19 protein-coding genes are annotated in these 21,231 nt (G+C 42.6%); 12 read left to right on the top strand and 7 right to left on the bottom strand.

Annotated elements, in window-relative coordinates; genetic code table 11:
- Window positions 1-19: 19 nt before the first annotated feature.
- The 10 genes from bamA to tilS all read left to right on the top strand — a co-directional run bounded on the left by bamA (window position 20) and on the right by tilS (window position 13,278).
- Window positions 20-2,413, top strand: a complete 2,394-nt coding sequence (gene bamA / locus BA1DRAFT_RS16330) for an outer membrane protein assembly factor BamA (protein ID WP_036781269.1) — start codon at window positions 20-22, stop codon at window positions 2,411-2,413.
- A gap of 110 nt (window positions 2,414-2,523) precedes the next feature.
- Complete coding sequence (gene skp, locus BA1DRAFT_RS16325) at window positions 2,524-3,021, top strand: molecular chaperone Skp (RefSeq protein ID WP_036781266.1); 498 nt, start codon at window positions 2,524-2,526, stop codon at window positions 3,019-3,021.
- A gap of 3 nt (window positions 3,022-3,024) precedes the next feature.
- Complete coding sequence (gene lpxD / locus BA1DRAFT_RS16320; RefSeq protein ID WP_036781247.1) at window positions 3,025-4,053, top strand: UDP-3-O-(3-hydroxymyristoyl)glucosamine N-acyltransferase; 1,029 nt, start codon at window positions 3,025-3,027, stop codon at window positions 4,051-4,053.
- Window positions 4,054-4,207: 154 nt separating this feature from the next.
- On the top strand, window positions 4,208-4,660 hold the full coding sequence (fabZ, locus tag BA1DRAFT_RS22695) for a 3-hydroxyacyl-ACP dehydratase FabZ (protein ID WP_036781244.1): 453 nt from the start codon (window positions 4,208-4,210) through the stop codon (window positions 4,658-4,660).
- A 3-nt stretch (window positions 4,661-4,663) separates the two neighbouring features.
- Entirely contained in the window at window positions 4,664-5,452 is a 789-nt protein-coding gene (lpxA, locus tag BA1DRAFT_RS22690; protein ID WP_036781242.1) for an acyl-ACP--UDP-N-acetylglucosamine O-acyltransferase, read from the top strand.
- A 4-nt stretch (window positions 5,453-5,456) separates the two neighbouring features.
- Entirely contained in the window at window positions 5,457-6,641 is a 1,185-nt protein-coding gene (lpxB, locus tag BA1DRAFT_RS16305; protein ID WP_036781240.1) for a lipid-A-disaccharide synthase, read from the top strand.
- Window positions 6,638-7,228, top strand: coding sequence for a ribonuclease HII (gene rnhB / locus BA1DRAFT_RS16300; protein WP_036781237.1), 591 nt, complete (start codon window positions 6,638-6,640; stop codon window positions 7,226-7,228). Before lpxB ends, rnhB begins: the two co-directional genes overlap by 4 nt.
- 57 nt (window positions 7,229-7,285) lie before the next feature.
- Window positions 7,286-10,768, top strand: a complete 3,483-nt coding sequence (gene dnaE, locus BA1DRAFT_RS16295) for a DNA polymerase III subunit alpha (RefSeq protein WP_036781234.1) — start codon at window positions 7,286-7,288, stop codon at window positions 10,766-10,768.
- 12 nt (window positions 10,769-10,780) lie between these two features.
- Window positions 10,781-11,740, top strand: a complete 960-nt coding sequence (gene accA / locus BA1DRAFT_RS16290) for an acetyl-CoA carboxylase carboxyl transferase subunit alpha (protein ID WP_036781231.1) — start codon at window positions 10,781-10,783, stop codon at window positions 11,738-11,740.
- A gap of 209 nt (window positions 11,741-11,949) precedes the next feature.
- Complete coding sequence (tilS, locus tag BA1DRAFT_RS16285) at window positions 11,950-13,278, top strand: tRNA lysidine(34) synthetase TilS (protein WP_036781228.1); 1,329 nt, start codon at window positions 11,950-11,952, stop codon at window positions 13,276-13,278.
- Between the two features lie 32 nt (window positions 13,279-13,310).
- Here the strand turns inward: tilS and rof are convergent, their stop codons facing one another.
- Entirely contained in the window at window positions 13,311-13,577 is a 267-nt protein-coding gene (rof, locus tag BA1DRAFT_RS16280) for a Rho-binding antiterminator (RefSeq protein ID WP_036781226.1), read from the bottom strand.
- 334 nt (window positions 13,578-13,911) lie between these two features.
- Between rof and nlpE the strand changes: the two genes are divergently transcribed.
- Window positions 13,912-14,577, top strand: a complete 666-nt coding sequence (gene nlpE / locus BA1DRAFT_RS16275; RefSeq protein WP_036781223.1) for an envelope stress response activation lipoprotein NlpE — start codon at window positions 13,912-13,914, stop codon at window positions 14,575-14,577.
- Between the two features lie 107 nt (window positions 14,578-14,684).
- Here nlpE and proS read toward each other — a convergent pair whose 3' ends face one another.
- From proS to metN, 6 genes are all read right to left on the bottom strand, one after another.
- On the bottom strand, window positions 14,685-16,403 hold the full coding sequence (gene proS, locus BA1DRAFT_RS16270; RefSeq protein ID WP_036781221.1) for a proline--tRNA ligase: 1,719 nt from the start codon (window positions 16,401-16,403) through the stop codon (window positions 14,685-14,687).
- A gap of 125 nt (window positions 16,404-16,528) precedes the next feature.
- Complete coding sequence (gene tsaA / locus BA1DRAFT_RS16265) at window positions 16,529-17,236, bottom strand: tRNA (N6-threonylcarbamoyladenosine(37)-N6)-methyltransferase TrmO (protein WP_036781219.1); 708 nt, start codon at window positions 17,234-17,236, stop codon at window positions 16,529-16,531.
- Window positions 17,233-17,631, bottom strand: coding sequence for an Rcs stress response system protein RcsF (gene rcsF, locus BA1DRAFT_RS16260; protein ID WP_036781217.1), 399 nt, complete (start codon window positions 17,629-17,631; stop codon window positions 17,233-17,235). Before rcsF ends, tsaA begins: the two co-directional genes overlap by 4 nt.
- Window positions 17,632-17,773: 142 nt before the next feature.
- Complete coding sequence (locus BA1DRAFT_RS16255; RefSeq protein ID WP_036781214.1) at window positions 17,774-18,589, bottom strand: MetQ/NlpA family lipoprotein; 816 nt, start codon at window positions 18,587-18,589, stop codon at window positions 17,774-17,776.
- Window positions 18,590-18,654: 65 nt separating this feature from the next.
- Entirely contained in the window at window positions 18,655-19,308 is a 654-nt protein-coding gene (locus BA1DRAFT_RS16250; RefSeq protein WP_036781212.1) for a methionine ABC transporter permease MetI, read from the bottom strand.
- Window positions 19,301-20,332, bottom strand: a complete 1,032-nt coding sequence (metN, locus tag BA1DRAFT_RS16245; protein WP_036781210.1) for a methionine ABC transporter ATP-binding protein MetN — start codon at window positions 20,330-20,332, stop codon at window positions 19,301-19,303. The genes BA1DRAFT_RS16250 and metN overlap by 8 nt, the downstream gene beginning before the upstream one ends.
- A 195-nt stretch (window positions 20,333-20,527) precedes the next feature.
- Between metN and gmhB the strand changes: the two genes are divergently transcribed.
- The gene (gmhB, locus tag BA1DRAFT_RS16240) at window positions 20,528-21,094 is read left to right on the top strand and encodes a D-glycero-beta-D-manno-heptose 1,7-bisphosphate 7-phosphatase (protein WP_036781208.1); all 567 of its coding nucleotides are present in this window, start codon (window positions 20,528-20,530) and stop codon (window positions 21,092-21,094) included.
- Window positions 21,095-21,231: the final 137 nt, after the last annotated feature.

The raw sequence follows: 21,231 nt of genomic DNA, 5'->3' as shown, positions 1-21,231 counted from the left end.
AGGAAGACGCATTACAACGATGGCGATGAAAAAGTTACTCATAGCGTCGCTGCTGTTCGGCAGCGCCACTGCATACGGTGCAGACGGATTCGTAGTTCAGGATATTCACTTTGAAGGTCTTCAACGCGTCGCCGTAGGTGCAGCATTATTGAATATGCCAGTTCGCGTAGGTGATACGGTCAGCGATGAAGATATCGGTCGTACCATTCATGCACTATTTGCTACTGGTAACTTTGAAGACGTTCGTGTCCTGCGTGATGGCAATACACTTATTGTTCAGGTAAAAGAACGGCCGACTATTGCCAGCATCACTTTCTCCGGCAATAAATCGGTGAAAGATGACATGTTGAAACAAAACCTTGAAGCATCTCATGTTCGAGTCGGAGAAGCCCTTGACCGCACGATGCTGTCCAATATCGAAAGAGGATTAGAGGATTTCTATTATAGTGTGGGTAAATACAACGCCAGTGTAAAAGCGGTTGTTACGCCACTTCCACGTAACCGTGTCGATTTAAAACTGGTTTTCGCTGAAGGTGTTTCGGCAAAAATCCAGCAAATTAACATTGTCGGTAATAAATCATTTTCTTCTGATGAGTTATTGAATCGTTTCCAACTTAGAGATGATGTGCCGTGGTGGAATTTGACTGCCGATCAGAAATATCAGAAACAAAAACTGACTGGTGACCTTGAAGCATTGCGCAGTTTTTACCTTGATCGCGGTTACGCCCGTTTTAACATTGATTCGACTCAGGTCAGTTTGACGCCAGATAAAAAAGGTATTTATGTCACGATAAATATAACTGAAGGGGATCAATACAAAATATCAGGTATTGACCTGAACGGTAATATGGCGGGTTATCAGTCAGAAATTACTAAACTGGCTGTCATTGAGCCTGGATCTCTGTATAACGGGACTCAGGTGACTAAAATGGAAAATGACATCAAGAATTTGCTTGGTCGCTATGGTTATGCTTACCCACGAGTGATGACGCAACCTGAAATCAATGATCAAGACAAGACAGTAAAACTGCATGTCAATATTGATGCGGGTAACCGTTTCTATGTTCGTAAAATTCGTTTCTCTGGTAATGACACCACTAAAGATTCTGTTCTGCGTCGTGAAATGCGTCAGATGGAAAGAGCTTGGTTAGGGAGTGATCTGGTTGAACTGGGTAAAGAGCGTCTTAACCGTTTGGGGTATTTCGAAACGGTAGATGTTGAAACTCAGCGTGTACCAGGCAGCCCTGATCAGGTCGATGTCGTTTATAAAGTTAAAGAACGTAATACCGGCTCTTTGAACTTTGGTGTTGGTTTTGGCACAGAAAGCGGCGTTAGTTTCCAAATTGGCGCTCAACAGGATAACTGGTTGGGTACAGGTAACGCTGTTGGAATTAATGCCAGTAAGAACGATTATTCAACCTACGCAGAGCTTTCCTTCACTGATCCATACTTTACGATTAATGGCGTGAGTCTTGGCGGTCGGGTATTCTACAACGATTTCAGAGCTGATGATGCTGAATTATCCGGTTACACTAACCAAAGCTATGGTATAAGTGGTTTCCTTGGTTTCCCGATTAATGAAAATAACTCCCTGAATTTTGGCTTAAATTATATTCATAACTCTCTGTCTGAAATGCTTCCTCAGGTAGCAATGTGGCGTTATCTGAGGTCTATGGGCGAGAAACCTGATCTTGAAAGTAAAGCCGAATTCAAAGCGGATGACTTTGCTCTCACTATGGGATGGACATATAACAACCTTGACCGTGGTTTCTTCCCAACATCAGGCGTGAAGTCGACTCTGAATGGTAAAGTGACTATTCCTGGTTCGGATAACGAATTTTACAAAGTGACTCTTGATACTTCCGCCTATTATCCAATTAATGATGATCGTACTTGGGTGATTTTGGGACGTAGCCGTTTAGGGTATGGGGATGGATTAGGTGGTAAAGAGTTGCCATTCTATGAAAACTTCTATGCAGGCGGCTCCAGTACGGTTCGTGGTTTCCGATCTAACAATATCGGTCCTAAGGCTATTTACCTGAATAAGGATGGGTCGCCTAAGAAAGAGAGTCCATCTCGTGATGCTGTAGGTGGTAACGCAATGGCGGTAGCCAGCCTTGAGTTAATTACGCCAACGCCATTCCTTGATAGTAAGTATTCGAATTCTGTCCGAACTTCATTCTTTATTGATTCAGGTACGGTTTGGGATACCGATTGGAATGATTCTGCGGTGATGAAAAGCAAAGGTATACCTGATTATAGTAAACCAGGTAATATCCGCGTTTCGGCGGGTATTGCATTGCAATGGATGTCTCCTTTAGGTCCGCTAGTGTTCTCTTATGCTAAGCCGATTAAAGACTACGAAGGTGATAGATCAGAGCAATTCCAATTTAATATTGGCAAAACCTGGTGATAATGCGTTTTTATCTTATTATTGATAGAGCAAGCTCTGAAATCGCAGGTTTCAGAGCGTTAACTAAGTTTTCCAATCTGTTACAGATAGCGTGGTTTAAGGAGTTTATAGTGAAAAAATTGTTGTGTGCAGCAAGCTTTGGTATTGCATTAGCTTTTTCTGCTGGTGCTCAGGCAGCAGACAAAATTGCCGTTGTCAATGTCGGTGAGATTTTCCAGCAGTTGCCTGCCCGTGAAGCTGTTATGAAGCAGTTGGAAAATGAGTTTAAAAACCGCGCATCTGAGCTGCAACGGATGGAAACTGACTTGCAGTCCAAAATCCAGAAATTACAGCGCGATGGCTCTACGATGAAATCCAGTGAGCGTACTAAGCTGGAAAAAGATGTGATGGCTAAGCGTGAAGAATTTGCCAAAAAAGCTCAAGCTTTTGAACAAGATCACCGTCGTCGCGAGATGGAAGAACGCAACAAAATTCTAAGTCGTATTCAGGACGCAATCAAAGTAGTTGCTGGCAAAGAAGGCTATGACGTCGTTATTGATGCGAATGCTGTTGCTTATTCAGTATCTGGCAAAAATATTACTGCAAGTGTATTGAAACAGGTTAAATAATAGATGTCTTCAATTCGATTGGCTGATTTAGCTCAGCAGTTGAATGCACAATTACATGGTGATGGCGATATTGTTATCACCAGTATTGCACCAATGCATTCTGCCAATAGCGAGCAGATCACTTTTTTGTCTGACAGTCGTTACCGTGAGCGTTTAGGTGAATGTCAGGCAGCCGCTGTCGTTCTCCAGGCGTCAGATCTTCCTTATTGCAATATTCCTGCGTTGGTTGTCGCCAATCCTTATCTGGCATATGCCTATATGGCTCAGATTATGGATACAACACCGGTTCCCGCACAGGATATTCACCCTTCTGCGGTGATTTCACCTCTGGCGACTTTGGGTAAGAATGTTGCTGTTGGAGCCAATGCGGTTATCGAGTCTGGCGTTGTGCTTGGTGACAATGTGGTTATCGGCGCAGGCTGCTTTATTGGTAAAAATACGCGTATTGGCGCGGGAGGTCGTCTTTGGGCGAATGTCTCTGTTTATCACAATATTGAAATGGGTGAACAGTGTTTGATCCAATCAGGAGCAGTGATTGGGTCTGATGGTTTTGGCTATGCGAATGATCGTGGTAAGTGGGTTAAAATCCCTCAATTAGGTTCAGTTATTATTGGTGACCGGGTTGAGATTGGCGCTTGTACGACGATCGATCGGGGAGCCCTGGATAATACCATTATTGGCAATGGCGTCATTATCGATAACCAGTGTCAGATCGCTCATAATGTTATCATTGGTGACAATACGGCAGTTGCTGGCGGTGTGATCATGGCCGGTAGTCTGAAAATTGGTTGTTACTGTATGATTGGCGGCGCCAGTGTAATTAATGGACATATGGAAATCTGTGATAAGGTAACAGTCACGGGAATGAGTATGGTGATGCGTCCTATCACTGAACCTGGTGTATACTCCTCTGGCATTCCGGCACAACCAAATAAAGTTTGGCGTAAGACGGCAGCTTTAGTCATGAATATCAATGAAATGAATAAACGTCTTAAGTCAATGGAGAGTAAACTGGAAGGCGAAAACGAGTAATTGCACTATATTTAATTGTACTAGATTTAATTGCACTATATTTTTATTTTTGGTTGTGTCTTATTTTGCGGCCTGCCTGGGAACTCTGGATTTGGGGTTTAAGCGGGCCGTGTCGTTAATACAATTAGTCCTTTTTGACAGGAAGAGTATTTAGATGAGTGATAATCATACTCTGCACATTGAAGAAATTTTAGATCTACTTCCACATCGTTATCCGTTTTTATTGGTGGATCGCGTTCTTGATTTTGAGGAAGGTAAATTCTTACGTGCAGTAAAAAATGTATCTTTTAACGAACCCTTCTTTCAGGGACATTTTCCCGGCAAACCTATTTTCCCTGGCGTTCTGATCCTTGAAGCTATGGCACAGGCTACCGGAATTCTGGCATTTAAGAGTGTGGGTAAACTAGAGCCAAATGAGCTCTATTATTTTGCCGCTATCGATGGTGCCCGTTTTAAACGTCCGGTAGTGCCTGGGGATCAAATGATATTAGAAGTAGAATTTATTAAGGAGCGTCGAGGGGTTGCGCGTTGTAGAGGCGTAGCGAAAGTCGATGGAGAAGTAGCTTGCGAAGCAGAAATGATGTGTGCTCGCCGTCGTGAGGTCTAGTCTATGATTGATGAAACCGCTTATATACATCCTAGCGCTATTATAGAAGATGGCGCGGTTATCGGTGCTAATGTTCGTATTGGACCGTTTTGTTGTATTGGTTCTCAGGTTGAAATTGGCGAAGGTACAGAGCTGAAATCTCATGTTGTTGTCAATGGAATAACCAAAATCGGTCGTGATAACCAGATTTTTCAATTTGCTTCTATTGGCGAAATGAATCAGGACCTGAAATATCACGGTGAACCAACCCGAGTTGAAATTGGTGATCGTAACCGTATCCGCGAAAGTGTCACCATTCATCGTGGTACCGAGCAGGGTGGCGGTGTAACGAAAATCGGCAATGATAATTTGTTGATGATTAATGCCCATATCGCTCATGACTGTATTCTCGGTGATCGTTGTGTCATTGCTAATAATGGTACTTTGGGAGGGCATGTTATCCTGGGTGATTATGTCATCATTGGTGGTATGAGTGCGATTCATCAGTTCTGTCAGATAGGCTCTCATGCTATGGTGGGAGGATGTTCTGGTGTGGTGCAGGATATTCCGCCATATGTTATTGCTCAGGGGAATCATGCAACACCTTTTGGTACTAATGTCGAAGGTCTAAAACGCCGTGGTTTTGATAAAGATTCATTGCATGCAATTAGAAATGCGTACAAAATTTTGTATCGTAACGGAAAAACGTTAGAAGAAGCACAACAAGAAATTGCTGAGCTGGCTGAAAATAATCAGCATGTAAAGATTTTCAGTGATTTTTTGGCAAATTCTACCCGCGGCATTATCCGTTAAGTAGATGAAGGATACTCCTTTGGCTACCATTTCTTCTATTGATAGTCTGCGTCCGCTGACTATTGGATTAATCGCCGGAGAAACCTCCGGTGATATCCTTGGTGCAGGTTTGATTCGTGCTTTAAAAACAAAAGTACCTAATGCCCGTTTTGTCGGTGTGGCGGGTCCTCTTATGCAGGCTGAAGGTTGTGAAGCTTGGTATGAGATGGAAGAGCTAGCAGTAATGGGGGTTGTTGAAGTTCTTGAACGTTTGCCTCGTTTGCTGAAAATACGTAAGGATCTGACAACCCGTTTTACTGAATTGAAACCTGATGTATTTGTGGGTATTGATGCGCCGGATTTCAATATCACCTTGGAAGGTCGGTTAAAACAGCGAGGCATTCGCACTATTCATTATGTTAGTCCGTCGGTATGGGCTTGGCGGCAAAAACGTGTTTTCAAAATTGGTAAAGCTACAGATATGGTTCTCGCTTTCTTACCTTTTGAAAAAGCGTTTTACGATAAGTTTAATGTTCCGTGCCGGTTTATTGGACATACGATGGCGGATGCCATGCCATTGCAACCAAATAAAGCAGCGGCGCGTGAACTATTAGATATTCCGCCAGAGGCTGTTTGCTTGGCTTTATTGCCTGGGAGTCGTCATTCTGAGGTTGAGATGCTGAGTGCGGATTTTCTTAAAACAGCTCAGTTATTGCAGCAAAGCATACCTGATCTGCATGTATTTGTGCCGTTGGTGAATGTTAAACGGCGTGAACAATTTGAGCGCATTAAGCAGGAAGTTGCGCCAGAGCTGAATGTTCATCTTGTGGATGGCAAAGCGCGAGAAATCATGATTGCAAGTAATGCTGCACTTTTGGCCTCTGGTACCGCTGCTTTGGAATGTATGTTGGCAAAATGTCCAATGGTGGTTGGTTACCGGATGAAGCCATTAACTTTCTGGTTGGCAAAACGTCTGGTAAAAACGCCTTATGTTTCATTGCCTAACTTATTATCCGGTGAAGAGTTAGTTAAAGAATTATTGCAGGAAGAATGTCAGCCGCAAAAACTTGCAGATAAATTGTTGCCGTTACTACAAAGCAATGAAAAAGTTGAAGTATTGAAACAGACATTTTTACATTTGCATGAAAGCATTCGTTGTAATGCTGACGAACAAGCAGCACAAGCCGTGTTGGAATTGGCAGGAAAATGATGGAATTTATATATCCTCAGGCGAGTCTGATTGCTGGGGTTGATGAAGTTGGTCGAGGCCCGTTAGTGGGTGCAGTTGTAACTGCGGCTGTGATTTTAGATCCGTTACGGCCGATAGTGGGTTTGGCTGATTCTAAAAAACTGAGTGAAAAACGCCGTGAGGCACTGTATCTGGAGATCACAGAAAAAGCGTTGTACTGGAGTTTAGGGCGTGCAGAACCGGCGGAAATTGATCAATTGAATATCCTGCATGCAACTATGCTTGCGATGCAGAGGGCTGTGGCTAATTTGCCTATTTCTCCTGAATATGTGCTGATTGATGGTAATCGTTGCCCTAAATTACCTATGCCAGCACAAGCGGTGATAAAAGGCGATGGACTTGTTGCTGAAATCAGTGCCGCTTCTATCTTGGCAAAAGTTACCAGAGATCGGGAAATGGCTGAACTTGATCAACTGTTTCCTGAATATGGATTTGCTAAGCATAAAGGGTACCCGACCGCATTTCATTTAGAAAAGTTGGCTCAGTTGGGTGCGACAGAACATCATCGTAAAAGCTTTGCGCCAGTTAAGAGAGCGATTGGCTTTTAAGTAAACTGGTTGACTGAATACCGCTATTCTTCAAATTGATATCATCTGGATAAATATATGGCCGAACCCCGTTTTGTGCACTTACGTGTTCACAGCGACTATTCAATGATTGATGGCTTAGCCAAAACCAGCCCTTTAGTGAAAAAAGTTGCGCAGTTAGGTATGCCGGCTTTTGCGATCACTGATTTTACTAATTTGTGTGGGTTGGTGAGATTTTACGGCAGTGCTCATGGAGCAGGAGTAAAACCGATTATTGGTGCTGATTTCTATGTAGAAAGTGAACTGCTTGGTGATGAGTACGCTAGCCTCACCATTCTTGCGCGCAATAATACCGGTTATCATAACCTGACGTTGCTGATATCAGAGGCTTATCAGAAGGGATATGGTGCGATTGGTCCGACAATTAAACTAGAATGGCTGATAAACCATAAAGAAGGTCTAATCTTACTCTCTGGTGGCCGTATGGGGGATGTGGGTAAATTCCTGCTACGTGGTAATCAGGTCATGGTGGACCAATGCCTTGAGTTTTATCAGGAGCATTTTCCCGGCTGTTATTATTTGGAGTTGATCCGCACTGGGCGTGCAGATGAAGAAAGTTATCTTCATGCCGCAGTTGCACTGGCAACGGAAAAAAACCTGCCAGTCGTTGCAACTAATGATGTTTGTTTCATTGATAGCGAAGATTTTGATGCACATGAGATTCGCGTAGCGATTCATGATGGCTATACTTTGGCCGATCCCAAACGCCCGAAAAATTACAGTCCTCAGCAATATCTGCGTAGTGAACAGGAAATGTGTGAACTATTCGCTGATATTCCTGAAGCGCTGGAGAACAGTGTAGAAATTGCTAAGCGCTGTAATGTCACTATTCGCCTTGGTGAATATTTCCTGCCGCAATTCCCTACGGGAGAAATGAGTACTGAAGATTATCTGATAGATAGATCTAAACAAGGGTTGGAAGAACGCTTGGCATTTCTCTATCCGGATCCTAAAGTACGTGCAGAAAAACGTCCTGAATATGATGAGAGACTCGATGTTGAACTTCGGGTTATCAACCAGATGGGATTTCCTGGCTACTTCCTGATCGTGATGGAATTCATTCAGTGGTCGAAAGACAACGGTGTTCCTGTAGGTCCTGGACGTGGTTCGGGGGCTGGTTCTTTGGTGGCTTATGCCCTGAAAATAACCGATCTCGATCCTTTGGAATTTGACCTGCTATTTGAACGATTCCTAAACCCTGAACGTGTTTCGATGCCTGATTTTGACGTCGATTTCTGTATGGAAAAACGCGATCTGGTGATTGATCATGTGGCTGATATATATGGCCGTGACGCCGTATCTCAGATCATCACATTCGGTACAATGGCAGCGAAAGCGGTAATCCGGGATGTTGGCCGAGTGCTAGGGCATCCATACGGATTTGTTGATCGGATTTCTAAATTGATACCGCTTGATCCAGGTATGACGCTGGAGAAAGCATTTGCCGCGGAGCCACAACTTCCTGAAATCTATGAAGCGGATGAGGAAGTTAAGGCGCTGATAGATATGGCGCGTAAATTGGAAGGTGTTACTCGTAATGCCGGGAAACACGCGGGTGGGGTGGTTATCGCTCCAACTAAAATCACCGATTTTTCGCCTCTCTATTGTGACCCGGAAGGTTTGAACCCGGTTACTCAGTTTGATAAGAACGATGTGGAATATGCAGGGTTGGTGAAATTTGATTTCCTCGGACTGAGGACACTGACCATTATCAACTGGGCATTAGAGATGATCAACGCGCGTAGAGCGAAGAAAGGTCTGGAGCCGATTGATATTGCAGCAATTCCGCTGAGTGACGCTAAAAGCTTTGATATGTTGCAACGCGCTGAAACAACAGCGGTATTTCAGCTTGAATCCCGTGGTATGAAGGATCTGATTAAACGTCTGCGTCCCGACTGCTTCGAAGATATGATCGCGCTTGTTGCTTTATTCCGTCCAGGTCCTTTGCAATCAGGCATGGTGGATAACTTCATTGACCGTAAACACGGTCGGGAAGAGATCTCATACCCGGATATACAATGGCAGCACGAATCTTTACAGCCAGTGTTAGAGCCAACTTACGGCATTATCCTTTACCAAGAACAAGTGATGCAGATTGCTCAGGTGCTGGCGGGATATACTCTCGGTGGTGCAGATATGCTCCGACGAGCGATGGGCAAGAAAAAACCGGAGGAGATGGCTAAGCAGCGTTCTGTCTTTGAAGACGGAGCAAAAAAACTGGGTATTGATGGCCAACTGGCAATGAAAATCTTTGACCTGGTAGAAAAGTTTGCCGGTTACGGATTTAACAAATCTCACTCTGCTGCGTATGCCTTGGTTTCTTATCAAACCTTATGGTTGAAAGCACATTACCCGGCTGAATTCATGGCTGCGGTAATGACTGCTGATATGGATAATACAGAAAAAGTTGTTGGTTTGATTGATGAATGCTGGCGCATGGGGTTGAAAATCTTACCACCTGATATCAATAGTGGCTTGTATCATTTCCACGTTAATGATGACGGGGAGATCGTATATGGTATCGGTGCAATTAAAGGGGTAGGTGAAGGGCCGATTGAAGCGATCATCGAAGCTCGTCAGAAAGGTGGTTATTTTAGAGAACTGTTTGATTTATGTGCCCGTGTTGACATCAAGAAGTTAAGTCGCCGAGTGATGGAAAAACTGATCATGTCAGGGGCATTTGACCGTTTGGGGCCGCACCGTGCAGCATTGATGTCTACGCTGGAAGATGCCCTAAAAGCGGCGGATCAACATGCTAAAGCGGAAGCTACTGGTCAGACTGACATGTTTGGTGTATTAGCTGAAGAGCCAGAAGAAGTGGAACGCTCTTATGCCAATATTCCTCAATGGCCGGAACAGATTGTTCTTGACGGTGAACGGGAAACGTTGGGTCTCTATTTAACCGGGCATCCTATTACTCGTTATTTAAAAGAAATTGAGCGCTATACTAATGGATTGAGGTTAAAAGATGTGAATCCAACACCGCGCGGTCAGGTAACGACTGTGATAGGGTTAGTGTTAGCATCCAAAGTGATTATAACCAAACGGGGTAACCGGATTGGTATTTGTACCTTAGATGACCGTTCAGGACGTCTAGAAGTTATGTTATTTTCCGATGCCTTGGAGAAATATCGGCATTTGTTAGAACAAGACCGGATATTAATTGCTACAGGGCAGGTCAGCTTTGATGACTTCAATGGCGGTCTTAAAATGACAGCTCGTGAATTAATGGATATTAGTGAAGCGCGTGAAAAATATGCGCGTGGGCTTGCTATCTCGCTGTCAGACAGGCAAATTGATGATCAATTGTTGAACCGTCTTCGTAGTGCATTGGAACCACATCGTTCGGGAACGATACCAGTTCATCTTTATTACCAGAGGGAAGACGCCCGCGCCCGTTTAAGATTTGGTGCGACGTGGAGGGTAACGCCAACGGATAACCTTCTGACAGATTTGCGAACTCTGCTGGGTAATGAGCAGGTAGAATTAGAATTTGACTAAAATAGGAATGTTATGAGTCTGAATTTTCTTGAATTTGAACAGCCGATTGCCGAGCTGGAAGCGAAAATTGATTCGCTAACCGCAGTTAGCCGTCAAGGTGAAAAATTAGATATAAATCTGGATGAAGAGGTACAACGTTTGCGAGAAAAAAGTCTGGAATTGACTCGTAAAATCTTTTCAGATTTAGGTGCCTGGCAAGTTGCTCAGCTTGCCAGGCACCCACGTCGTCCTTATACGTTGGACTACATTCAGCATATTTTTACTGATTTTGAAGAGCTTGCTGGTGATCGTGCTTATGCTGATGACAAAGCAATTGTTGGTGGTCTGGCTCGTCTTGATGGGCGTCCAGTGATGGTTATTGGTCACCAAAAAGGCCGTGAAACCAAAGAAAAAATTCGCCGTAATTTCGGTATGCCGGCGCCGGAAGGATATCGTAAGGCTTTGCGCCTGATGGAAATGGCAGAACGCTTTAAACTGCCAATTATTACTTTCATTGATACTCCTGGTGCATATCCAGGGGTTGGTGCAGAAGAGCGTGGCCAATCTGAGGCGATTGCTCGCAACTTGCGTGAAATGTCTCGCCTGTCTGTGCCTGTTATTTGTACCGTGATTGGTGAAGGTGGCTCTGGTGGTGCATTGGCGATTGGTGTTGGTGATAAAGTGAATATGCTGCAATATAGTACTTATTCTGTTATCTCCCCAGAAGGTTGTGCCTCAATTTTGTGGAAAAGCGCGGAAAAAGCACCTTTGGCGGCAGAAGCGATGGGGATTATTGCACCTCGTTTGAAAGAGTTGGAGTTGGTCGATGCTGTGATCTCAGAGCCATTAGGTGGCGCTCATCGTGACTATGAAGTAATATCCGCGTCGTTGAAAGCTCAGTTGTTGGTTGATCTAGCAGAGCTTGATCATTTGACATCAGAAGAGTTAATCGACCGCCGATATCAGCGCTTAATGCAATATGGTTATTGTTGATATCTGAACTCATTGTTTGAATGAGGGATGGAAATGATTGTAACTGATAAATTTCAGCTACTTCCATCCCTTATTATTTCTGTTTTATTTATTTTGTCTTTTTAATGAAAGTGACGAAAAACGTTATTAACGGGCAGTGATCTTAAACTGAATAAAATAAGCGATAACAAATTCATATTATTGCATATTAGAGAACGCTTGAATCTGTAATGACAAACATTAATGAGCGACTATTTGTCACTTTGGCTAAACAGCTTGGTGAATATAAGAAAATTCTGGTTGGATTCAGTGGTGGGCTAGATTCCTCTGTTTTGCTTCATTTGCTGGTTAATTGGCGTAATCAACATAATCAGGAAATTCAACTAAGAGCAATGCATATTCACCACGGTTTAAACCTAAAAGCAGATCAGTGGGTTGAACATTGCCAGCAGATTTGTGATGACTGGAAAGTGGCGTTTCATTCTGCAAGAGTCACGATAGATGCTCGTCAAAAGGGGATTGAGGCTGCGGCTCGCGATGCTCGATATCAGGTATTCAAGCGCGAATTACAAAAAGATGAAGTTTTGGTAACAGCTCAACATCTTGATGATCAAGCGGAGACTTTTTTACTGGCATTAAAGCGAGGTAGTGGTCCGGCAGGTCTTGCTTCTATGCCTTCAATCGCTGTGTTTGCTGATACATTATTGTTACGTCCGTTACTTGGCTATGGCCGGAATGAATTGGAAATGTATGCCAGTAAACATCGTCTGAATTGGATTGAAGACGACAGTAATCAAGATGATCGTTATGACAGAAATTTTCTGCGCTTACATATCATGCCGTTACTGAATCAACGTTGGCCGCATTTCCCACAATCTGTTGCTCGTAGTGCAAGTTTATGTGGTGAACAAGAGCAGCTTCTGGATGAATTACTGAATGAGTCTTTGAAAGAGCTGATAACTCAAGATGGTGCTTTGGGTATTTCGTCTTTGGCTGTATGTTCAGAAGCCAAACGAAATGCTTTGTTACGCCGTTGGTTTGGTTACCATGAGATGAAAATGCCTTCACGAGAGCAGCTTAACCGGCTTTGGTATGAGGTGGCGCTTGCTCGTACTGATGCTGAGCCTCGTCTACAATTTGGTAAATATGATGTACGCCGTTATAAGCAAAAACTCTGGCTGGTTCCTCAGTGTCAATCGTTGAGAAAGACTATTCTTGAGTGGGATATTTGCAATACTTTGGTATTACCGGATCGCTTAGGAGAATTGAATATTTCTGATTGCGGTATTCAAGTAAGGGTCCCGGCTGATAATGAACGAGTGACTATTCGCTTTGGTGTCCAGGGAATGATAAGTATTGTGGGGCGTCAACACTCCCGGCATAGTAAAAAATTGTGGCAAGAGCTTGGGGTCGCTCCGTGGTTTAGAGAACGAATTCCATTGCTTTATTACAACGAACAATTGATCGCGGCGTTAGGTGTTTTTGTTACCAAGGGAAGTGAAGCGGCAGAAGGAAGAGAAATGTTAACAATTAACTGGCATAAAACGCTGTTAAAATAAAACGTTAAGCCGCCAAAGGCGGCTGTTTTCTATCAAGATTCAGAGTGTTCAATAGTAATAGTGCCAATTTTAGGATGACTGAAACTGGCAATATGATCTAACCGCAATTCACGGGGTTTACCTTCTGTTTCAATTATCAAGTATTCAACTTTTTTTCTTAAAACCAAATCACAGGCTTTTCCTTCAATAACTTCCCCGCCCCGCAACTTTATGTGGAGATGGAGCTGATGTTGGCAAGTTGACTCAAGATTGTCGTAGTCGTCACAGTTAATTGGTTGATATTCAGTATTTATAGACATATTCGCTCACCACTATGGTTAGTGGCGGTTATTGCCGCCCGTGGTTGTTAAAAATTGTAACTCAAAAGCACTGTTAATGACTATAGCACAGGAAATCAATCGTGATTAATGAATAACTTTGGTTATTCATTCTGAACAGTAAATAAATAAAAGTCTTATTTCACAGCAAGTTCCTGACAAAAGTATTAAAATCGGTCCACGTTATTTTACTATTATTGGGTAACATCCTTAAGAAGGACGGTACTTACGCTATTAGGCTTGAATAATCGCTATGTTCCTTGTGTTACTTATAAGATGAGAATTATAGAGTTCATTATACTGTGTGGAGATAAATGTGAATAAAAAACTTTTGACAGCGTTAGTTGCAGTGGGCGTGTCTGCTTTGATGGGATGTAAAGGTAACTCAGCACAGCAAACGAGTTCACAGCCAGTAGATCAGACTTTTCATGGTACTATTCCTTGCGCTGATTGTTCTGGTATTGATACCACACTGTTATTGGATAATGACGGTACTTATATTCTGGAACAAACTTATCTTGATACTCGTGATGGTGACCAGTCATTCTTTGAATCCGGTCTATGGGCGAAAGATGGAGAGAAAATTCACCTGACAAAATCAGATGACCAGAAATCTTATTATCTGCCGAAAGGTGAAAACCTGGTAATGCTCGATATTGAAGGCAATAAAATTGAATCATCATTCAATTATGAACTGCAACGGGTAAAACCGAAGAAACTGGCGGGTGAATACAGTTATATGGCTGATGCTGCTTTGTTTACAGATTGTAGTACAGGTAAGCGGTATGCTGTAACGGAAAGTCTGGATTTGGAGCAAGGCTATCACCAAGTCGGTGTGGAAGGTGGAACGCCGGTTTATGTTGAAGTTGAAGGTTATTACAGCGTCCGTCCTTCAATGGAAGATGGGCAATTTGATTCCGCTTTGATTCAGACAGGTAAAATCCATTTCGATAAATCGAAATCTTGTAATATGAAGAAATAATTCTAGTTTTAGTATATATGGTGATAATGGGCAAGAAACGTAAAATGCTCTGTTGCGATATGACCATTATCACCATATTATTCAATAAATTACTGCAATAATCTTAATTAACAACCAAGTTGTTGCTTCAAGTAATCAACAATATCGTCTAGTTTCAGCATCTGTTTTTCATCACCGCGACGATGTTTATATTCTACTTCTCCATTATCGAGATTACGGTCACCAATAACGATAGTGTGTGGTACACCGATAAGCTCCATATCGGCAAACATCACGCCTGGGCGTTCCTTGCGATCATCAAAAATAACATCAATACCGCTAGCGCGTAGATCAGCATACAATTTCTCTGCAACTTCTTTAACACGGTATGACTTGTGCATATTCATTGGCAAAATAGCAACTTGGAATGGTGCAATTGCATCAGGCCAGATGATACCGCGGTCATCGTGATTTTGTTCAATCGCTGCGGCGACAATACGAGTAACACCAATACCATAACAGCCCATAGTGACTATCTGATTGTGACCGTCTTCGCCTTGAACCGCCGCTTTCATGGCATCAGAATATTTGGTGCCAAGTTGGAAGATGTGGCCAACTTCAATACCACGTTTGATGAGTAATGTCCCTTTACCATCTGGACTGGCATCACCTTCAACAACATTACGGATATCAGCAACTTCTGGTAGCGGCAGATCACGCTCCCAGTTGATGCCGAAATAGTGTTTGTCATCGATATTGGCGCCTGCGCCAAAGTCACTCATTACTGCCACACTGCGGTCGATAATAACGGGTATTGGCAGATTGACAGGTCCCAATGAACCCGGGCCTGCGCCAACAATTGAGCGAATCTCTTCTTCGGTAGCAAAAGTCAGTGGGCTGGCAACTAAAGATAATTTCTCTGCTTTGATTCCATTAAGCTCGTGGTCGCCGCGAACCAGTAAGGCAATCAATTTATGACCTGCGTCTTCTGTTGCGTGAACCATCAGGGTTTTAACGGTTTTCTCAATTGGCAGATTGAATTGCTCAACCAGTTCTGCAATTGTTTTTGCATTTGGAGTTTCTACCAGATGCATTTTTTCTGTTGGTGCTGCGCGATCATGAACGGGGGCAACAGCTTCGGCTAATTCAATATTAGCTGCGTAATTGGATTCAGTTGAGAAAACGATATCATCTTCTCCACTGGCTGCCAGAACCTGAAACTCATGGGAAGCACTACCACCGATGGAACCGGTGTCTGCCAGGACAGCACGAAAATCTAAACCTATACGAGTAAAAATTTTGCTGTAGGCTTCGTACATGTTGTCGTAAGTTTCTTGTAATGATGCCTGGGTAGCATGGAAAGAGTAAGCGTCTTTCATTAGGAATTCACGGGAACGCATCACACCGAAACGAGGGCGAACTTCATCGCGAAATTTAGTCTGAATCTGGAATAAAGTCAGTGGTAACTGCTTATATGAGCTGACTTCATTGCGGATCAAATCGGTGATGACCTCTTCATGAGTTGGACCTAGTACAAAAGGACGATCACCTCGGTCAACAAAACGCAGTAATTCTGGACCATATTGTTCCCAACGGCCACTTTCTTGCCATAGATCTGCCGGCTGTACGACGGGCATAGATATTTCAATCGCTCCGGCATTGTTCATCTCTTCTCGAACAATTTTTTCGACTTTTTTGAGTACACGGATACCTGTAGGCATCCAATTATACAGACCTGAAGCGAGTTTACGGATCATGCCCGCACGCAGCATCAGCTTATGGCTGACAACCTCCGCATCGGCAGGCGTCTCTTTTAATGTAGAGAGCAGATATTGGCTAGTACGCATTGTTAGGTTCCATTAGAGCAGCAAATTGCTTCTGACTGGCAAAAATTTGCCAGCCAATAAAAAAATGAAAATAAGCCTTTAGTCTACCAGTGAGTTTAAGATGCCAAAAGGGTATATGCTGATTTTTAATGGGGATCTATGGAGACCACTTCGGTTAATGCGCCACAGATTCTCCAGCGCACATTAAAATCCAATAAATGAGCTGCATATTCCCGATTTTCCTGTTCTCCTTTCCGGTAAGCAGGACGAGGATCTTGTGCCAAAACTTGGCTGATAAAGCGGCGTAAGTTCGGATAAATGTTTTGAACTGAGATGAGTTGTTGCTCAGCATCAGGCGAAAATATCACTTCCATATTGATAGAAGGGGCTTGCTGTGCAAAACCTGCCACGGCATGTGGCTGACATTCAGCAAAAGGTAAATAAGGCTTAATATCAATAACAGGCGTACCATCAACTAAATCCAGGCTCCCCAGTTCCAGAGTAACTTGACCTTTCTTGTATTCGATCCCTTTAAGTTCAATCAGAGACATACCAATTGGGTTTGGTCGAAAAGTCGAACGGGTTGCGAATACGCCCATTTTTGCATTGCCGCCTAAACGAGGAGGACGCACCATTGGTTTCCAGCCGCCTTCTATTGTTTGATGGAAGATAAAAATAACCCACAAATGACTAAATTGTTCCAGACCACGGACTGCATCCGGCTGATTATAGGGAGGGAGAAGCACCAATTTCCCGTCACCATCTTCAATAAGACCTGGTTGGCGGGGAACGGCAAATTTTTCTTTATAAGGGGAGTGGATAACCCCTATCTGCGTGAAATGGAAATCGGTCATTGGGTGATAAGCAGGGCTGAACCTTCACATATCGCTATCTGGTAGCATCCTTGGCCTGATAATATTTCGCATTGATGCAATAAAACAGCGTTAGCATCCAAATAAGCTGCTTTGGTTATCATCTGGTTGCGAGCCACGGTGATATTCGCTGGTGGATCTTGTAAGGAGCTGCGACATGATTGACCAGAAACAATCCCTAAATCTTTAAATGAGGCACTTAATAATTCTTCACTCTTGGTATATAACTTTACGGATGAGGAAAAATGTTTTTTTTCGCCAGTTGATAGTCTTGTGAGTCTCATATCTGATAATTGGGAAGAGTCAGTAAATGTTGTTTGTTGTATTGAACATCCTGTTATGGACAGTGCTAACAAAGAGGCAAGTAGCTTACGCATTATAGATCCTCGAATTTTTACTGCTAGAGTTAAGCGAGTAGATCAGGTTAACAAATAATACCGAAAATATGATGCCATAATAAATCAGGCGGACAATCTGTCCGCCTGATTATTCTAATATCGATGAGCGTAATATGAAAGATTACCAACCTTTCACAGCACCACCATTAAAGATCTTATTGGCAGCTTCATCAACTTCGTCGGATTGATATGCCTTAACGAATTTCTTAACGTTTTCGGCATCTTTATTATCTTCTCGACTAACCAGTAGGTTTACATATGGAGAATCTTTATCTTCAACGAATAAACCATCTTTTGCTGGAGTCAGGCCAATCTGGCTTGCATATGTCGTATTGATGATTGCCAGAGCAATTTTTTGATCATCCAGTGAACGTGGTAATTGTGGTGCTTCCAGTTCGACTAGTTTTAGATTCTTAGGGTTTTCAACAATATCTAGAACTGTTGGCAATAAACCTATGCCATCTTTCAGTTTAATTAGACCTTGTTTCTGTAACAGTATTAAAGAACGGCCTAAGTTCGTTGGATCGTTTGGTAACGCAATTTGGGAGCCATCCTGCAATTCATCCAAAGATTTAATTTTTTTGGAATAACCCGCAATTGGATAAACAAAAGAGTTGCCAACTATGACCATCTTATAACCACGGTCTTTGATTTGCTGATCCATATAGGGTTTGTGCTGGTATGCATTCAGATCAATATCACCTTTACTCAGCGCTTCGTTTGGTAATACAAAATCATTAAAGGTTACTAACTCTACATCAAGACCATACTTATCTTTAGCAACTTTTTTCGCAATTTCAGCAACTTCCTGCTCTGCGCCGACGATAACGCCGACTTTAATATGGTTTGGGTCTTGTTTTTCTTGCCCACAACCCGCCAAAATTAATGAACCTAAAAGAGCGCTGATAGTTGCGATTGTTCTTAATTTAACAGACATACTTTACCCCTATAGAATACTGATTTATTAGTACCGACACAGGTACTGCTATTAAAATGATCTTATTATTTATGTGTTGTGGCCTTGACTAAACGGTCACCACTTAATTGAATTAAATAAACTAAAATAACCAGTAATACTAACACGGTATTCATTACTGTTGCATTATAGCCGATATAACCGTATTGGTAGCCAATCTGCCCTAATCCACCTGCACCTACAGCACCTCCCATTGCGGAATAACCGACTAAAGTAATGAGGGTAATTGTGGCTGCATTGAGCAAACCAGGTAATGCTTCAGGTAACAGAATTTTCTTTATAATCTGGAATGGGGTTGCTCCCATTGCTCTGGCGGCTTCAATTAGTCCCGATGGAATTTCTAATAAAGCATTTTCCACCATACGAGCAATAAATGGCGCAGCACCTATGGTTAATGGGACAATGGCAGCTTGTAAACCGATCGATGTTCCCACAATTAGTCTGGTAAAAGGAATCATCCACACCAGTAAAATAATAAATGGAATAGAACGGAAAATATTAACTATCGCTGAAAGAAAACGATAGAGTTTGCTATTTTCCATAATTTGACCGGGACGGGTGACATATAACAATACACCTATTGGCAACCCGATAATGAAGCCAAAGAAACCAGAAACAAAAGTCATTACTAGAGTTTCCCAGACGCCTTTAGCCAGTAATAAAATCATTCCTTCAGACATAACCGAGAACCTCTACTTTCACATGATGATCTTGTAAAAACTTAATCGTTGATTCAACGCCGCCATTTTCACCGTGTAATTCCGCTAGCATCACACCAAATTTTACGCCACCGGCATAGTCGATTTGAGAACTTAATATATTCATATCAATATCAAAACGACGTACAGCCATTGAAATTAGTGGAGCATCTACAGACTGACCGGTGAACTCTAATTTCAATAATGGACTAAGATCTGGTGCTGGGTGGCTTTGCATTTTTTGTACATAATCTTCAGGGATATCCAGATGCAAAGTTGACTGAATAAATGCCTGAGCGATAGGTGTTTTGGGATGAGAGAACACTTCACTAACAATGTCTTGTTCAATCAATTGCCCGCCACTAATAACGGCTACCTGATCACAAATACGTTTGACGACATCCATTTCATGTGTAATCAACAGAATGGTTAGCCCCAGACGGCGATTAATGTCTTTCAATAATTCCAGAATAGAACGTGTTGTTGCGGGATCCAGAGCGCTGGTTGCTTCATCACATAAAAGTACTTTAGGTGAATTAGCCAGAGCACGAGCAATAGCAACACGTTGCTTCTGTCCGCCAGAGAGATTTGCTGGATAAGCATCATGCTTATCTGCAAGACCAACAAGCTCCAATAACTCGTCTACCCGCTTTTTGATTTCGGCCTTTGGAATGTTATCTAATTCCAAAGGTAAAGCTATGTTGCCAAACACTGTTCTTGAAGACAGCAAATTGAAATGCTGGAAAATCATGCCGATACGACGACGTGCACGGGTTAAATCACTATCAGATAAGATAGTTAAATCCTGACCATCGACCAGTACTTGCCCGGAAGTTGGACGCTCAAGCATATTTACACAGCGAATCAGTGTACTTTTACCTGCGCCGGATGAACCAATGACCCCGTAAATTTGCCCTTGCGGAACATGTAGGCTGATATCTGAAAGCGCGTTAATAGAACGGGCACCCTGCTGGAATATTTTATTGATATGAGACAGTTTTATCATTTTTATTCTTATTTATTTTTATAAAAATTTTGAAAATTGATAGCTTGAACATTTTTGAGAAAGCAAACCACCCGTTGAATCGGATGTTAAGGTGTCTAGACGTCTAAGTCAACTGTGAATAAATTAATTGCTGCATTCTCATTCATGGCTAAATCGTGCGATACTGAGGGCTTCTTACATTCTTGGAGCAATCGGGTGACACAAGGTATTCCTGCCGTATTTTTAGATCGTGACGGAACAATAAATATCGATCATGGTTATGTACATGAAATAGATGATTTTCAATTTATCGATGGTGTCATTGAAGCCATGATTGAATTGAAAAAAATGGGGTATGCACTGGTATTAGTCACAAACCAGTCAGGTATTGCCCGTGGCATTTTCAATGAAGATCAATTTTTGCAACTGACGGAATGGATGGATTGGTCTCTAGCAGACCGTGGTGTGGATTTGGATGGCATCTATTATTGCCCTCATCACCCAGATGCAACTCAAGGACAATATAAGAAGAGTTGTGACTGCCGCAAACCACAGCCGGGTATGTTGCTGGACGCGCAGAGGGAACTTGGTATTGATATGACGGCTTCTTTTATGATTGGTGACAAACTCGAAGATATGCAAGCTGCGACTCTGGCAAAAATTGGCACTAAGGTATTGGTTCGCACAGGTAAACCCGTTACCACTGAAGCTGAACAAGCGGCTGATTTGATAATAAATAGTCTTGCAGACTTACCTAAAGCAATTAAAGGCATCAAAAAATAGGCTTTTTGTTCTTTATGTCATCACGTTGAAGAAAAAATCTTCAAATGAAGGTTTTTTTTCAAATAAATGCTTGCCAGCGTCAAAGAACTCCCTATAATGCGCCACCACTGACCGACACAACGCTGATAAACATTGTG

Source organism: Photorhabdus aegyptia, assembly GCF_000612035.1.
Taxonomy (GTDB): Bacteria; Pseudomonadota; Gammaproteobacteria; order Enterobacterales; family Enterobacteriaceae; genus Photorhabdus; species Photorhabdus akhurstii.
Note: the sequence above shows the minus strand (reverse complement) of the source record. Positions and strands in the feature narration are given on the sequence as shown.

Bases quoted from the DNA above. Each gene is read 5' to 3' on its own strand.
- bamA (WP_036781269.1), top strand. From the start codon at position 20: ATGGCGATGAAAAAGTTACTCATAGCGTCGCTGCTGTTCGGCAGCGCC.
- lpxD (WP_036781247.1), top strand. From the start codon at position 3,025: ATGTCTTCAATTCGATTGGCTGATTTAGCTCAGCAGTTGAATGCACAA.
- fabZ (WP_036781244.1), top strand. From the start codon at position 4,208: ATGAGTGATAATCATACTCTGCACATTGAAGAAATTTTAGATCTACTT.
- lpxA (WP_036781242.1), top strand. From the start codon at position 4,664: ATGATTGATGAAACCGCTTATATACATCCTAGCGCTATTATAGAAGAT.
- lpxB (WP_036781240.1), top strand. From the start codon at position 5,457: ATGAAGGATACTCCTTTGGCTACCATTTCTTCTATTGATAGTCTGCGT.
- rnhB (WP_036781237.1), top strand. From the start codon at position 6,638: ATGATGGAATTTATATATCCTCAGGCGAGTCTGATTGCTGGGGTTGAT.
- dnaE (WP_036781234.1), top strand. From the start codon at position 7,286: ATGGCCGAACCCCGTTTTGTGCACTTACGTGTTCACAGCGACTATTCA.
- accA (WP_036781231.1), top strand. From the start codon at position 10,781: ATGAGTCTGAATTTTCTTGAATTTGAACAGCCGATTGCCGAGCTGGAA.
- tilS (WP_036781228.1), top strand. From the start codon at position 11,950: ATGACAAACATTAATGAGCGACTATTTGTCACTTTGGCTAAACAGCTT.
- rof (WP_036781226.1), bottom strand. From the start codon at position 13,577: ATGTCTATAAATACTGAATATCAACCAATTAACTGTGACGACTACGAC.
- proS (WP_036781221.1), bottom strand. From the start codon at position 16,403: ATGCGTACTAGCCAATATCTGCTCTCTACATTAAAAGAGACGCCTGCC.
- tsaA (WP_036781219.1), bottom strand. From the start codon at position 17,236: ATGACCGATTTCCATTTCACGCAGATAGGGGTTATCCACTCCCCTTAT.
- rcsF (WP_036781217.1), bottom strand. From the start codon at position 17,631: ATGCGTAAGCTACTTGCCTCTTTGTTAGCACTGTCCATAACAGGATGT.
- BA1DRAFT_RS16255 (WP_036781214.1), bottom strand. From the start codon at position 18,589: ATGTCTGTTAAATTAAGAACAATCGCAACTATCAGCGCTCTTTTAGGT.
- BA1DRAFT_RS16250 (WP_036781212.1), bottom strand. From the start codon at position 19,308: ATGTCTGAAGGAATGATTTTATTACTGGCTAAAGGCGTCTGGGAAACT.
- metN (WP_036781210.1), bottom strand. From the start codon at position 20,332: ATGATAAAACTGTCTCATATCAATAAAATATTCCAGCAGGGTGCCCGT.